We start from the raw sequence: 15,012 nt of genomic DNA on the forward strand, positions 1-15,012 counted from the left end.
GGCACCCGGTGGCGGCAGACTGTTGCGCCCGCGGCACGTCCTCGTCCAGCCCGACTGCCGCAGCCGCGGGCCGGCAATCGGGCTCACCGCGCGGGGACGTCGGGCTCGTTCACTGCGGGCCGGTGACGGAGCCGGACGGCGCGCGCGTGCGCGTCGTCGCCGACGGCGCCGCGACGTCGCTCGTCGAGTTCGGCCAAACGCTGCGCGTGGCCGTAGAGAACCACGACGTCGTCCGCCGAGAGCAGGGTGCCACCGTCGGGTATTCCCACGTACTCGCCGTTGGCCCGGAGTATGCCCAGCACGTGCACCCCCTCGTCCGGCAAGCTGAGTTCGCGCAGCGGCCGCGCGGTGAGCCAGTCATCCCGGTGTAGTCGCAGCTGTCCGGCCGCGAACCGTCCCGCACCCCGAGCAGACGCGCGTAGTCGCGCAACTCCAGATCGGTCCAACGGCACAGTGCGCGCCGGGCCAGCCGGCTGAAGTGCCGGCCAAGGTATCCGCTGTGCGCCAAGACAGCCACACCGACGAGTGCGGCCATGATCACGGCGGGACGCTCGACGGCCTGGCCACGCGTCGCCCCCGTGAAGGAGAGCAGCAACGACGCCATCGTCGTGGCGACCCCCGCGTTCCCGATCAGCGCAAGAGTCATGATGATCCAGCGTCGCCCGGGATCGTTGACGACGTCCTCGGACTCGGCTGTGGTGAAGCCGACACCGTAGTAGGCAGAACGCGCCTGGAACCACGCGATGTCCCGTGACAGCCCAGTCAGGGTAAGCGCCACCACCGCGAGGCGGTTGATGATGACGCCGAGCGCCACCACCGCGACCAGGGACGCAGCCGCGATCACTCCAGGGCCTGCGGCGGGTCGTCGACGTGTCGGCCGAAACCCGCTGGAAGCGCTTCGGCGGTCTCGCGCGCGCACGCCCGCTTGTGATGGGTCCGATGCTCACGACGACCTCCGAGCCGTGCGCCGAAGAGGCTGCCCGCATCGGGAGAAGCGGGCAGCCTCCACACCTTGGTAGGGCGGCTAGACCGGGATGACAGTGAGCCGGTTCTTGACGCTGAGGACCCCGGGCGCCGACCAGGCAGCGCGTTCGGCTTCCTTCCGTTCTGCCCAGGAGCGTACGTGGCCCGTGAGGGTGACCTTGCCGTCCTCGACCTCGACCCTGACGTGTTCAGCGTCGGTCTGGGCACCCCGCACGAGAGCGTGCTCGATTTGTTGCCTGAGCACGGTCGGAGAAGGCTTCGTCCTTGCCTTGACCTCGATCAGGTTCGTCACGCCGTGAACGCCGGTGAGGCGCCCGACGACACGTTCGGCCTCTTGACGCTGGTAGTGCCACTCGACCTCACCGCGCAGTGTGACCCAGCCCTTGTCCACCGTCACCTTGATCGTGTTCGGCAGCCCGGAGTACCACTTGAGCGCGTCGATTGCGGCGGCGGCGATGTCGGTGTCGGTGCGTTCCGACGACGACGGGAGTCGGACCTGTAGGTCGTTGGCAACGGCGTGCACGCCTCGAACCCGTAGTGCCGCTTTCGCGGCGTCATACTTGCGAAGGTAGCTGTCGACCGTTCCGGTCAAGGTGACGACACCGTCCTTGACGATCACGCCGATCTCGTTCGGCTGAAGCCGGGCGTCCCACTTCAGCTCCTCCATCACCTCCCGCTGGATCTCCTGGTCGGTGTGCATCGCTACAGTTGTGGTCACCGCAGTCTCCTTTCATGTGTGCGGTTCGCTACGTGGCCACGCTGCCGGTCGACCCGGGTATGCGCATCCCGTGGTCACGTAGTTGTCCGGCCGACAAGGTCTCGGCCCACGCCACTAGCTGATTGCGGGATGTCGTCAGCGTCGCCGTCCGGCACGGTGGGGGAGACACGGTCCCCAGGTACGGAATTCACCGCGAGCACTGTCGGCCCCCTGGTCAGCAGGTTCGCGGTGAGCAGGTGACAGTTTCCCCTCCTGAACGGCTGGCTTGGCCGAGACTGGGTGGATCCGGCTCAGGCCCCAAACTGTCGGTGGTGAACTCGCCCAGCTCGACACAGGTGAGCTCGCGGACCTCGACGTGGGACGTTGCCAGGCTGCCACGGATCGCGGCTACTTCGGGGCCGAACAGGTTGCGGCGGGGCCTGGGATCCCCGGTGGTGAAGCTGAAGTTGCTCACCGCCCATCGCGCAGGCATCACCACGGTGCTGATCCCGAGCCGCAACGAACTGACCTCGATGACGTGCCTGCCTCGGTCCGCGAGGCGCCGACCGTCCACCTGGTCAGCGACGTTGATGAGGTGTTGTCGTTGGCGCTGACACCTGCCGTCGGCTCGGTGGCGGTTGCCGCCCAGTGTCAGCTGCAGCCAGCCCTCGCCCCCGCACACCCGCGAGCGCCCGGTCCCGGTTCGGGATCGGGTGCTTGGACGGGACGTCTGACGAGCCGTCAGAGCCTGAGGTGACGTGACGTCGTGCGGCGCCCCACGAACTGCAGGTCTGGTTCCTGGCCGAGCACTTCATCGACACCCCTTCGCGCGGGCGTGATCGACCGGCCCAGCGTTGGTTGAGGGCGACCGGCGACCGGTCGGGTCCGCCGCAGCGGTGTCACGTATCGAGACTACGTGACCTGGGGATACCGCCACGGACGGTGAAACCGCAGGCTGGACGGGGTCGTGGGGATCCCGTCGATACGCCGGGCCCCCCGCGGTTGCGGCGGTGGCCCACGGTCGACATGGGCAGCTGCGGGATGAGGAGGGACGATGAGTCCGCTCGACCTTTTCTGGTTCTTCTTCGTCCTGTCGAGCCTGCAGCCGATGCTGCAGCAGCGGGTCCTCACCACCCGCCGGGCCCACGCGCTGCGCGCGCTGGAGCGGCGCCGTGGCTCGCGGGCGATCACATTGATCCACCGCCGCGAGACCCTGTCGTTCCTCGGCATCCCGTTCGGCGGCTACATCGACATCGACGACTCGGAGGCCCTGATCCGGGCGATCGAGATGACCGGCAAGCAGGTGCCCGTCGACCTGATACTGCACACGCCGGGTGGGTTGGTGCTCGCCGCCGAACAGATCGCGGCCGCACTGGCCGATCACCCGGCGCCGGTGACCGTCTTCGTTCCCCACTACGCGATGAGCGGCGGATCCCTCATCGCGCTGGCCGCCGACCGGATCGTCATGTCGCCCTCGGCGGTCCTCGGCCCGGTCGACCCACAGATCGGTCAGTACCCCGCGGCCTCGATCCTGGCCGCGGTACAGGACAAACCGGTGGCCGAGGTCGATGACACGACGTTGATCCTGGCCGACATCTCGCGCAAGGCGCAGGTACAGGTCCGGGCATTCGCCGGCGATCTGCTCAAGCGTCAGATGCCAAAAACCCAGGCGGAGGAACTGGCGGAGGTGCTCAGCGTCGGGACGTGGACCCACGACTTCCCGATCGATGCCCGGCTTGCCCATCGTCTCGGACTGCAGGTGTCCACGGACCTGCCCGACGAGGTTCGCGAGCTGATGGGGCTCTACCCGCAGCCGCGCGGTCGGCGCCCAGCGGTGGAGTACATACCGCTGCCCTACGGCACTGAACGACCGACCGGCGGCCGGTGGTGGCGCGCGCCACGCTGAGGCTCATCGCAACCCGGCGTGTCGCAGCCAAGCGTGGTCGTCCCCTGGTCCAGCACGATCGCCTGCTCCAGCACGACGCGCGTCAGCTCCACCCGCGAGCGGATGCCGAGCTTGCGGAAGATCTGGCGCAGGTGGAAGCCGACGGTGTGAGGGGACAGGAACAGCCGGGCGGCCGCCTGGGCGTTGGTGGCGCCCTCGGCGACCAGGCGGGCGACCCGGATCTCCGTGTCGGTGAGGCTGCGCCAGCCGGTCTGTGGACGCTCGGCGTGAGCCCAGTGGCAGCTGCGGACGCCCAGGGTGCGCAGCCGGGAGCGTACGCGGTCACGGTCGGCGGCCGCCCCGACGCGGTCGTAGCCCGCCAGCGCACGGCGGAACAGCTCCACGGCGGCGGACCGATCCCGGCCGATCAGCGCGCTGCCGGCGTCCTCGGCGGCCGAGGCTGCCCCCCACGGATGTCGGTAATCACTCGCAGCCAGCAGCATCGCCACCGGATCGTGGTCCAGCAGCCCGCGGGCATGGGCGGCGGCGGCTCGCAGGGATCCCGACCCGGGACTTGACGCGGCCAGCCCCTCGGCGCAGGCCACCGCGCGCACCGCGTCGGTGCGACATCCGGACGCCAGGGCCAGCCGGGTGAGCCAGGCCGCCGCGTCCGGCTCCTCCACCAGCACCGCGGGGCGGTGCGACACGGCCAGGTAGACCTCGGCGAGGGTCTCCCGGGCCGACTGCGGGTCTCCGTGGGCGCAGGCCAGTCGGGCCGCTGCCCAGGTGTGGGCGAACCCGTCGGGGCGGGTTTGTGGCGCATCCACCACCTCGCGCCTGGCGCGTTCGAGCAGCTGTGCGGCGTCGTGGAGGTCGCCGCGCTGCACCGAGACGGCCGCCAGGGTCGCCAGGGCCGGCGGGACGAACAAGGCTGCGCCGAGATCGTCGGCTCGCTGCAGCGCGGCCTGCGCCGAGGCCTGCGCGTCGTCGAGGCGCCCGGCGGCAAGGTGCAGGCGCGCGCGCAACAGGCGCGGGGCAATCCAGTACACGGTGTCGGCGGCCAGTTCGATCTCCTCGTCGGCTTGTGAGAGCGCCGAGTCCGCCTGGTCGAGATCACCGAGTGGAATGAGCATCGTCGCCAGCGACAGGCGCGGGTGGACGCCGGACACGTGGACGAGCCGGGCCCGCTCGCAACGCCGTACAGCCGCGCGGACCAGGCCCAGCGCGCGGTCCACCCGCCCGTCCGCCCAGGCCAGCCAAGCGAGGGCCACCGTCGCGGTGACCAGCGCCGATTCGGCGCCGGCCACGTCGCCGGCCAGGATCGCCTCGGCCGCCATCTGGATGCGCGGGGTGTCGTCCAGCGCAAGCAGCGCGCGCAACCGGGCCGAGGCGGCTGCGTCGACGACGTGGCCGGGAAGGCCGTGTTCGGCGAGGACAACCTCCGACTCCGCGACGGCCTGAGCCGGTTGGCCGCACAGGCAAAGGACTGCGCACAGCGCGACCCGCAAGCGGGCCGTCATTGCCCCGGGCGCGCCGGTCGAGGCGAGGGTGTCGCTGCCGAGACGCCGGGCCTCATCGAGCCGCCCGGCGCGCAGCAAGGCCTCCACCGCCGTGGCGATGCGGGCGAAGCGCTGATCATCGGCGGCGGCTGTGAGCTGCATCGCCCGCAGCGCCAGTTCCGCGGCAGCGGCGGGGGCCGATGACATCAGCTCACGACTGGCTTGGTCCAGCGTGACCAGGGCGAGCTCGTCGTGCGGGCGCGCCGCCGCGATGAGGTGTGCCGCGGCCGGCACGGCGGAACCCCCATGCCTAAGCATCACCGCGCCGATCCGGCCGTGCAGCGCGGTGCGGATCGGCTCGACCATCCCGCCGTAGCAGGCCCTCTGGACCTTGCGGTCCGCGAACACGAGCAGGCCGTTGTCGGGGACGAGCACTTCCGCGGCGAGCACCTCGTGCAACGGCGCCAGTACCTGACCGATCGCCTGGTCCAGAACCTCGGCGAGGTCCTCGACCGACACGGTGCGGCCGAAGGCTGCAGCAACCTCGAGCAGCTGCCGCGCACCCGAGGACAGCGCGCGCGCCGAATCGGGCAGCGCGTCGGTCCCAACCAAGGGGATCGCCTGCTTCATGTGCACGCCCGTCGCCCCCTCGGGCGGGGAACGGATCAGTGCCCCGGATCGCAGCAGCCTTGATTACTGGTCGGCTGGCCGATCGGCCGAAGGTTGTGCAGCGGTTACCCCCCCGCAGCCTCGTCATACCCGCCACGCCGGTCCCAGGTGGTGCGTCGGATAAGCCGCGCCTGCCGCACCTCGCGCCCCAACCACTACGCGATCGGGGGATGTCGGGGTGGGCGCCCCCGGCCGAGGCTGATTGCCACATGTGGCACGAGTGGCCGCGCACGGTTCGGGAGGCGATGGGCATGGCGAAGGCGGTCGGGATCGACCTGGGCACCACCAACTCGGTGATCGCGGCGACGGAGGCCGGCCAGGCCACCGTCATCCCCAACGCCGAGGGCGCGCGGACGACCCCGTCGGTGGTGGCGTTCACGGAGCAGGGAGAGCGGCTGGTGGGGCAGATGGCCCGGCGGCAGGCGATCCTGAATCCGAAGGGGACGATCTACTCGGCCAAGCGCTTCATCGGCCGGCGTTACGACGAGGTGGCCAGCGAACTGAACGCGGTGACCTTCGACGTCGTGGCGGGCCCGGAGGGGGCCGCGCGGATCGACGTGCGGGGCAAGCTCTACGCCCCGGAGGAGATCGCGGCGCTGGTGTTGCGCAAGCTCGTCGAGGACGCGAGCAAGTTCCTGGGCGAGAAGGTGACCGAGGCGGTAATCACGGTGCCGGCGTACTTCAACGACGCGCAGCGCCAGGCCACCAAGGACGCGGGGCGGATCGCGGGTCTGGAAGTGCTGCGCATCATCAACGAGCCGACCGCGGCGGCGCTCTCCTACGGGCTGGACAAACGGCAGAACGAGACGGTTCTGGTGTTCGACCTGGGCGGGGGAACGTTCGACGTCAGCCTGCTGGACGTCGGGGACGGCGTCGTGGAGGTGCGCGCGACCGCCGGTGACACGCATCTGGGCGGCGACGACTTCGATCGTCGCGTCGTCGACCACCTCGCGAACGAGTTCCAGCGCAACGAGGGCGTCGACCTGCGCCGCGACCCCCAGGCGTTGCAGCGGCTCTTCGAGGCCGCGGAGAAGGCCAAGGTTGAGCTGTCCTCGGTGACCCAAACCTCGATCAGCCTGCCGTTCATCACCGCGGACGCCAACGGGCCCAAGCATCTGAGCATGACTCTGATGCGCTCCACCTTCGACCAGATCACCGCCGACCTCGTCGAGCGGACCCGCGGTCCGGTCGAGCAGGCCATGGCGGACGCCAAGATCACCGCCGATGACATCGACGAGGTGATCCTCGTCGGCGGGTCGACCCGCATCCCCGCCGTGCAGAACCTCGTCCGCCGGCTGACCGGCGGCAAGGACCCCAACATGACGGTGAACCCCGACGAGGTCGTCGCCATGGGCGCCGCGATCCAGGCCGCAGTCATCAAGGGGGAGCGCAAAGACGTGCTGCTGCTCGACGTCACCCCGCTCTCCCTGGGTGTGGAGACGATGGGCGGGCTGATGACGAAGGTCATGGAGCGCAACACCACGATCCCGGCGCGGCGCACAGAGGTCTTCAGCACTGCCGAGGACAACCAATCGGCCGTGGACATCGTGGTCCTGCAGGGTGAGCGCGAACGGGCCGCGGACAACCGGGTGCTCGGGCGGTTCCGGCTGGAGAACATTCGCCCGGCCCCGCGCGGGGTCCCGCAGGTCGAGGTCACCTTCGACATCGACGCCAACGGGATCCTCAACGTCTCCGCACGCGACAAGGACACCGACGCGAAGCAGAGCATCACGATCACCCAATCCTCCAACCTGGACCAGGCGGAGATCCAACGCATGGTCACCGACGCCGAGCAGCACCGTGGCGAGGACGCCCGGCTGCGTGAGCTCGTCGACGCCCGCAATTCCCTCGACGCGGCCGCCTACCAGACGCAGGGGCGGCTCGCCGAGCTGGGCGACGCCGTTCCCGCCCACGAGCGGGCCCGGGCCGAGATGCTGGTGGCCGAGGCGGAACAGGCGTTGAAGAGTGAGGCGCCGCTCGAGCAGTTGCGCTCGATGACCGCCGAGCTCCAGCAGGTCTTCCACGGCCTGGGCGCCACGGGCCGGCCCTCCGGTTCCGGCGGCCCGGGCCGGCCGAGCGGCGGGGACGACGACGTGATCGACGCCGAGTTCACCACGGGGTGAGCGGACGTGGCCGAGCAGCCCGTCGGTAGCGCGGGCAAGGGCGCCGCGACCGCGGCGGCGGAGACCGACCCCGCCAAGGAGGCGCAGGCGACCCTCGCCGAGGTGCGGGAGCGGCTCGACCACGCCGAGGACCAGTGGCGACGCGCGGTGGCCGACCTGGACAACCTTCGCAAGCGGGCGGCCCGCGACGCCGAGCGGGTGCGGACCGAGGAACGGGCTCGGGTAGCGGCGGAGTGGCTGCCGGTGCTGGACAACCTCGACCTCGCCCTGGAACACGCCGGGTCCGGCTCGGAGGCGATCGTGGCGGGGGTCCGGGCCGTACGGGACCAGGCCGTTGCAGTGCTGGCCCGGCTCGGCTTCCCGCGGCGGGACGAGGAGGGCGCCGCCTTCGACCCGGCGCGGCACGAGGCGGTGGCCGCCGTTCCCGTCCCGGGCACCAAGCCGGGCACCGTCCTGCGGGTCGTGCGGCCGGGCTACGGCGCCGATGAGCACCAGCTGCGCCCCGCTGCCGTGGTGGTCGCGGCGGGTCACGGGTGATGGCGGCCGGACGTGATCTCTACGAGGTCCTGGGGGTGGCGCGGACCGCCGGCCAGGGCGAGATCCAGCGCGCGTACCGCAAGCTCGCGCGTGCCTACCACCCGGACGTCAACTCGGATCCGGAGGCGGAGGAGCGCTTCAAGGAGATCTCCGCCGCCTACGACGTCCTGTCCGATCCGGAGCTGCGCCGCCGTTACGACGCGTTCGGGCCGGACTTCCGCCAGGTACCGGAGGGTGTGGACCCCGAGACCTGGGCCCGGGCCCGGGCGGGGCGGGGAGCGGCTGGTGCCGGCGCCCGGCGCGGCTGGACCGGCACCGGCGACGAGGGCGTCTGGTTCAGCACGAGCGGCCCGGGGGCCGAGGGCATCGACCTCGAGGACGTCTTCGGCGACCTGTTCGGGGCGGCCGGCCGCGGACGGTCGGGGTGGGGCCCGATCCCAGGCGCCGACCAGGAGGCCGAACTGGAGGTCACCCTCGAGGAGGCCTATGCAGGTGGGCGCCGCTCGCTGACCGTGGGCGGGCCCGGCGGGCGACGGACCCTGGACGTCACGATCCCCGCCGGGGTCGCCGAGGGGCAGCGGATCAGGCTGGCCGGGCAGGGCGGCGGGGGCAGCGAGGGCGCACCGGCCGGCGACCTGTACCTCGTCGTGCGCATCGCGCCGCATCCGCGCTACCGCGTCCAGGGCCGCGACCTGCACGTGGACCTGCCGCTGACGCCGTGGGAGGCGGCGCTCGGGGCGTCCGTCGCGGTCGATACACCGGCGGGTGAGGCCAAGGTGAAGGTCCTGCCGGGGACGTCCAGCGGTCGGCGGTTACGGCTGCGCGGTCGGGGCCTGCCCAACCCACGGGGCACCCCCGGCGACCTCTACGCCGAGGCCAAGATCACGGTGCCGTCGCGGCTCTCCGCCGAGGAGAGGCGGCTGTTCCAGGAGCTCGCCGCCGCGTCCACCTTCGACCCGAGGAGGACACGATGACCTACCTGCTGGTCCGAGCCGCGGGCCGGGCCGAGGCCGCGCGGCTCGACCTCGACCAGTTCTCGCGGGCCGCCGGCCTGCATCCCGATCTCGTTCGGCGCCTGGTGGCACTTGGGCTGCTGGAGCCGCACCGCGACGCCGACGGGGCGCTGTGGTTCTCGCGGTCGGACCTGGCCACCGTCGCGCGGATCCAACGCCTGCGCGCCGGGTTCGGCCTGAATTACGCGGCGCTCGGCCTGGTCGTGGACCTGCTCGATCGAGTGGCCGTGCTGGAGTGCGCCCTGCGGGAGTCCCGACTTCAGACCCGGTTCCTGCCGCGCGAGACCCCCCGGACATCGACCCGACCCATCGGAGGCTGACGTGGACCCGAACCGTCTCACGCAGAAGTCCCAGGAGGCGCTGCACGACGCCCAGACCAAGGCGCTGCGCTTCCGGCACACCGAGGTCGACGGGGAGCATCTGCTGCTTGCCCTGCTCGACCAGGAACAGGGGCTCGGGTCGCGGCTGCTGTCCCAGGCCGGCGCCGATCCCGACCGGCTGCGGGCCGGGTTGGAGGCGGAGCTGGGACGACGCCCGGGCGTGAGCGGGCCGGGGGCGGCGCCCGGACAGATCCACGTCACCCAGCGCTTGAGCCGGCTGCTGGACACCGCCGAGCGGGAGGCCAAGCGACTCAAGGACGAGTACGTGTCGGTGGAGCACCTGGTGGCCGCGCTCGTCGACGAGGGCAGCGGCACCGCGGCGGGGCGGCTGCTGCACGAGGAAGGGCTGACCCGGGACCGGTTCTTGCAGGCCCTCACCGCGGTCCGGGGCAACCAGCGGGTCACCTCGGCCATGCCCGAGGTCGCGTACGAGGCGTTGGAGAAGTACGGCCGCGATCTGGTCGCCGACGCGGCGGCCGCCAAGCTCGACCCCGTCATCGGCCGGGACAGCGAAATCCGTCGGGTGATCCAGATCCTGTCCCGCAAGACCAAGAACAACCCCGTCCTCATCGGCGACCCCGGAGTCGGCAAGACCGCGATCGTCGAGGGCCTGGCCCAGCGCATCGCCCGCGGCGACATCCCGGAGGGGCTGCGCGACAAGACGGTCTTCGCCCTCGACATGGGTTCCCTGGTGGCCGGCGCGAAGTACCGCGGGGAGTTCGAGGAGCGCCTCAAGGCGGTGCTCAACGAGGTGCGCGCCGCGGAGGGGCGGATCCTGCTCTTCGTCGACGAACTGCACACAGTCGTCGGTGCCGGCGCGGCCGAGGGGGCCATGGACGCCGGGAACATGCTCAAACCGATGCTCGCCCGCGGTGAGCTGCACATGATCGGCGCCACCACCCTCGACGAATATCGCAAGCACGTCGAGAAGGACGCCGCCCTCGAACGGCGCTTCCAACCGGTGCTCGTTGACGAGCCGTCCGTGGAGGATGCGATCTCGATCCTGCGCGGGCTGCGGGAGCGCCTCGAGATCTTCCACGGCGTCAAGATCCAGGACGGCGCCGTGATCGCCGCGGTGACCCTGTCGCACCGCTACATCTCCGACCGGTTCCTGCCCGACAAGGCCATCGACCTGGTCGACGAGGCCTGCGCCATGCTGCGCACCGAGATCGACTCGATGCCCGCGGAGCTGGACGAGCTCACCCGACGGGTGATGCGGCTGGAGATCGAGGAAGCGGCGCTGTCCAAGGAGAGCGACCCGGCGAGCGAGGCACGGCTGGTCGAGCTGCGCCGGGAGCTGGCCGACCTGCGGGCCGAGGCCGACTCGCTGCGCGCCCAGTGGGAGGCCGAGCGCCAGGCGCTGTACAAGGTGCAGGCCGTGCGCCAGGAGTTGGAACAGGTCCGGCAGGAGGCCGAGCACGCCGAACGCGACTACGACCTGAACCGGGCCGCGGAACTGCGTCACGGGCGGCAACCGGATTTGGAGCGCCGCCTGGCGGCCGAGGAGGAGCAGCTGGCGGCCAAGCAGGGCAAGCGGCGGCTGCTGCGTGAGGTGGTCACCGAGGAGGAGATCGCGGCGATCGTGTCCCGCTGGACCGGGATCCCGGTCAGCCGGTTGACCGAGGGCGAACGCGAGAAGCTGCTGCGCCTGGACGAATTGCTGCACGAGCGGGTCGTCGGGCAGGACGAGGCTGTCTCACTGGTGGCGGACGCGATCATCCGCGCCCGCTCGGGGATCAAGGACCCGCGCCGGCCGATCGGGTCGTTCGTCTTCCTCGGACCGACCGGGGTCGGCAAGACCGAGTTGGCGCGGACGCTGGCCGCGGCCCTGTTCGACACCGACGACAATATGGTCCGTCTCGACATGAGCGAGTACCAGGAGCGGCACACCGTCAGCCGTTTGGTCGGCGCCCCGCCCGGTTACATCGGGTACGACGAGGGCGGCCAGCTCACCGAGGCGGTCCGGCGCAAGCCCTACTCCGTCGTGCTGTTCGACGAGATCGAGAAGGCCCACGCCGACGTCTTCAACACCCTGCTGCAGGTGCTCGACGACGGGCGGCTCACCGACGCCCAGGGCCGAACCGTCGATTTCCGCAACACAGTGGTGATCATGACGTCCAACATCGGCTCGCAGTACCTGCTCGACGGCGTCACCCCGGACGGCGAGATCAAGCCCGAAGGCCGATCCCGCGTCATGGCCGAGCTGCGGTCGCACTTCCGTCCGGAGTTCCTCAACCGGGTCGACGAGATCGTTCTGTTCAAGCCGCTGACCCAGAACGAGATCGAACGCATCGTCGGGTTGATGTTCGACGACCTCCGCGCCCGGCTGGCCGACCGTCGGATGAACCTGGAGATCACCGAGGCGGCTCTGCGCTACATCGCGCGGGCCGGGTTCGACCCGGTTTACGGGGCCCGCCCGCTGCGCCGCTACATCGCCCGGGAGGTGGAGACGCAGGTCGGCCGTGCGTTGCTCGCCGGTGACCTGCGCGAGGGTTCCACCATCCGCATCGAAGTCGTCGACGACGAGCTCACGGTCGAACACGAGGATCCGCCGCCGACCGGTGCGCCGGCCGGGCACGGTGCGGCCACGGGCGCCTGATGTGGATGCGCGACCGGACGGCCTGGTCACCGGTCTCGGGGCGGTGATCCTGCTCGGCTGTGTGGGTCTGACCGGATGCGCCGGCGACGTCGACACGCAGGTGCTGCTGGTCCGCCCGATTTTCGGCGCCCTCGAGGTCGGTCCCGTCCACGTCGGGTCCACCGTCCTGGTCCGCTCCTCCGACGGCAGGGCCCTCTCGTTGGTCGCCGGCTTGGTCAACGACGGGTCCGCCAGGGATGACCTGACCGCGATGACCGTGGTCCTGCGCGACGTCGTGCTCGGCGGAACCTGGGCGGCCGCCCTGTCCCTGCCGAGGATCACCGCCGACGTCCCGCTGCCGGTCAGCCGCATCGGTGACGTCCAGCGGCTGGGCTGGGCCGGCGGCCCGCAGCTGGTCGTGGCCGATTCCGCAGGCGTCCTCCCGGCTGGGGTGTTCGCCGAGGTCACCCTCGCCTTCCGGATCGCCGGGTCGTTGACGATGCCGGTCCTCGTGGAGCCACCGATCGGCGAGTTCGCCGCCGAAGCCCCCCGCACCTGAGCCGCGGGCGCGGCCGGGTGGCGACGCGACGGACGCGCACCGATCACCTCGAGGAGATCAGCATGGAGGCACGACCCGTCGGCCTGGAGGTACGGCCATGCTGGTACGACATGGTCGTCCGGCTCCACGACGACGGCATCGGGGTGCAGGCGGTCGACGACCTCGGGCGGGCCACCCCTAGCGGGCCCGTCACGGCCGAGGTCGAGCCGGTCCGGGCCGGGCGCCTGACCCCGGCGCGCCGCCCCGAGGGCGACACGGTGCGGGATCCGGTTGCGGTTGCCGTCCACCGGCGTTCGGGTCCCGAGCGGGCTCGGGCAGCTCGTCACCGGTGGCTCACCCCACGCAGCGGCCTCGCCCAGCGGGAAAACTGACACCATGTCAGAACAGCGATCGTGGGCGGATCGGGCGACGCCTGTCCCTCGATCCGCCGTCGGTGCAGGATCCCCCCCGACCGTGGGCGTCCCGCGGGATGCCAGGCGAGGTGCGATGGCCCGGAACTGGGTCCGGATCCTCGTCGTCGGGATGGGTCTGTGGTTGGCAAGCGTGTTGGTCACGGTCCTGACAGCGAACACGAACCTCGTGCCCACCCTGATCCTGCTGGGGAGCTTCCTGCTCCCGGTCACCTTCGTGTCCTGGGTCTTCGAGACCTGGCGGGACGAACACGTGACCACCGAGATCGTCGTGTCCGCGTTCGTCGTCGGCGGAATCCTCGGGGTCCTCGGTGCCGCGGTGCTGGAGGCCTTCCTCCTGCATCCCTCGCCGCAACTGTTCTTCGGCGTGGGACTGATCGAGGAAGCCGTCAAGCTCGCCGCGCTCCTGGTGGTGACCCGTCACATGACGAGGCGTCACATGCGCGACGGAATCGTCCTCGGTGCGACGGTCGGGTTGGGATTCGCGGCGTTCGAGACCGCCGGCTACGCGTTCAACGCGCTGCTGACGATGCGCGGACTCTCGCTTGACAACCTGGTCAAGACCGAGCTGTTCCGTAGCGTCCTGGCCCCGATCGGGCACGGGTTGTGGACCGGGATCCTCGGCGGTGTGCTGTTCGATGAGCGCAGGCACGGCAGGGCGTGGCGGGTCTGCCTGGCCTACCTGTGGGTGTCGTTCCTGCACGCGCTGTGGGACTCCGCCCACATGGTCGCCGTCGTCGTGACCCTGCTGTTGACCGGGACGCCGTGGCAATACGAACTCCTCGCGCAGGGCTATCTGCCGCTGCCCACCGCCGAGCAGGTCCGCCTGATGACCAGCCTCTCGATCGGCGGCCTGGCCCTGGTGGCCGCCCTGGGCATCCTCACGATGGCTCGCTGTTGGCGTGCGGCGATCCAACGCGAGGCGGAGCTGTCCGGTGCACTCGCCCCGGAGCGATGACGTCGGACGAACCGCTCGTCCACATAGCGCCACCGCCACGTCTCACCCGGTTCGAACGACCGCACGATCGGGTGGCCGACCGGGGATGTGTGGTGCCGCACGCGGCGGTCGGCGAGGAGCCGCAGCAACCCACATGACCGCACGACAGGCACAGTCGCAGATGGACCCAGCCGGAACCGCGCGCTGGATGCACTCCTCGCAGCCCTGGGGCGTACGCGGCGTCACGTACGAACAGCGCGGGACCGGGAGGCGCCCTGCCGCACCCCCGGCTCGGCGGGTACGCCCGCACGTGGGCCGCTGCAGCGCTGGCCGCCGACCAGGACCGGCCTGCCGCGGCGCGCGAGCTTCCTGGGCGGGCTGTGCCAGGCCGTGCCCACCCGCCCGGTGCTGCTGCTCGAGGAACCCGACGCGGCGGTTCGACTGACCCGGCTCGGCCTCGCCACCGGCGAGCGCGGACTCGCGGAGTCGATCGTGGCGTGCGCTGAGCGACTTTGTGTCCGGCAATCCGGGATTCCCCTCGATTCCGGCCGCGGCCGCGCACGCCCGGGCGCTGCTCGACGAGGACGCCGCCCTGCTGGAACAGGCCGAGGACCTCTACGCGCATCCCATGGCGGCGGCGTCCGCCGCCGAGGACGCGGGCGTCCTGCTCGCCGGCGTGATCCGAGCCCGCAGGGCCAGGACGCCGCGCGCCGGGCGTTCGAGCGTGCGATCGCCGCCTAC

At 71.2% G+C, this 15,012-nt stretch carries 13 protein-coding genes; 10 read left to right on the forward strand and 3 right to left on the reverse strand.

Annotated elements, in window-relative coordinates:
• Positions 1 to 109: 109 nt before the first annotated feature.
• Positions 110 to 844 (reverse strand): hypothetical protein, encoded by a 735-nt coding sequence (locus VHU88_18175; protein ID HEX3613621.1) that lies wholly within the window; start codon positions 842 to 844, stop codon positions 110 to 112.
• 180 nt (positions 845 to 1,024) lie between these two features.
• A complete protein-coding gene (locus VHU88_18180; GenBank protein ID HEX3613622.1) occupies positions 1,025 to 1,702 on the reverse strand; it encodes a BON domain-containing protein in 678 nt (225 codons plus the stop codon).
• A 1,033-nt stretch (positions 1,703 to 2,735) separates the two neighbouring features.
• On the opposite strand from VHU88_18180, the gene VHU88_18185 reads away from it, so the two are divergent.
• A complete protein-coding gene (locus VHU88_18185; GenBank protein ID HEX3613623.1) occupies positions 2,736 to 3,587 on the forward strand; it encodes a hypothetical protein in 852 nt (283 codons plus the stop codon).
• Here the strand turns inward: VHU88_18185 and VHU88_18190 are convergent.
• Entirely contained in the window at positions 3,536 to 5,695 is a 2,160-nt protein-coding gene (locus tag VHU88_18190; GenBank protein ID HEX3613624.1) for a LuxR C-terminal-related transcriptional regulator, read from the reverse strand. The genes VHU88_18185 and VHU88_18190 overlap by 52 nt on opposite strands.
• A gap of 290 nt (positions 5,696 to 5,985) precedes the next feature.
• On the opposite strand from VHU88_18190, the gene dnaK reads away from it, so the two are divergent.
• The 9 genes from dnaK to VHU88_18235 all read left to right on the forward strand — a co-directional run.
• Positions 5,986 to 7,857 (forward strand): molecular chaperone DnaK, encoded by a 1,872-nt coding sequence (gene dnaK, locus VHU88_18195; GenBank protein HEX3613625.1) that lies wholly within the window; start codon positions 5,986 to 5,988, stop codon positions 7,855 to 7,857.
• 6 nt (positions 7,858 to 7,863) lie between these two features.
• Positions 7,864 to 8,394 (forward strand): nucleotide exchange factor GrpE, encoded by a 531-nt coding sequence (locus VHU88_18200; protein HEX3613626.1) that lies wholly within the window; start codon positions 7,864 to 7,866, stop codon positions 8,392 to 8,394.
• Positions 8,394 to 9,368, forward strand: a complete 975-nt coding sequence (locus VHU88_18205; protein ID HEX3613627.1) for a J domain-containing protein — start codon at positions 8,394 to 8,396, stop codon at positions 9,366 to 9,368. The genes VHU88_18200 and VHU88_18205 overlap by 1 nt, the downstream gene beginning before the upstream one ends.
• Positions 9,365 to 9,727: a chaperone modulator CbpM gene (locus VHU88_18210; protein HEX3613628.1), complete on the forward strand. Its 363-nt coding sequence runs from the start codon at positions 9,365 to 9,367 to the stop codon at positions 9,725 to 9,727. The genes VHU88_18205 and VHU88_18210 overlap by 4 nt, the downstream gene beginning before the upstream one ends.
• Before the next feature lies 1 nt (position 9,728).
• Positions 9,729 to 12,386 (forward strand): ATP-dependent chaperone ClpB, encoded by a 2,658-nt coding sequence (gene clpB / locus VHU88_18215; GenBank protein HEX3613629.1) that lies wholly within the window; start codon positions 9,729 to 9,731, stop codon positions 12,384 to 12,386.
• 1 nt (position 12,387) lies between these two features.
• Positions 12,388 to 12,924: a hypothetical protein gene (locus VHU88_18220; protein HEX3613630.1), complete on the forward strand. Its 537-nt coding sequence runs from the start codon at positions 12,388 to 12,390 to the stop codon at positions 12,922 to 12,924.
• Positions 12,925 to 12,986: 62 nt separating this feature from the next.
• The gene (locus VHU88_18225; protein ID HEX3613631.1) at positions 12,987 to 13,295 is read left to right on the forward strand and encodes a hypothetical protein; all 309 of its coding nucleotides are present in this window, start codon (positions 12,987 to 12,989) and stop codon (positions 13,293 to 13,295) included.
• Positions 13,296 to 13,410: 115 nt separating this feature from the next.
• Positions 13,411 to 14,292 carry a PrsW family glutamic-type intramembrane protease gene (locus VHU88_18230; GenBank protein HEX3613632.1) on the forward strand — a complete coding sequence of 294 codons (882 nt, stop codon included), beginning with the start codon at positions 13,411 to 13,413 and terminating at the stop codon, positions 14,290 to 14,292.
• 493 nt (positions 14,293 to 14,785) lie between these two features.
• On the forward strand, positions 14,786 to 15,012 hold a 227-nt coding region (locus VHU88_18235; GenBank protein ID HEX3613633.1), incomplete at its 3' end, for a hypothetical protein.

The sequence above is a fragment of the Sporichthyaceae bacterium genome, assembly GCA_036269075.1.
Lineage (GTDB): Bacteria > Actinomycetota > Actinomycetes > Sporichthyales > Sporichthyaceae > DASQPJ01.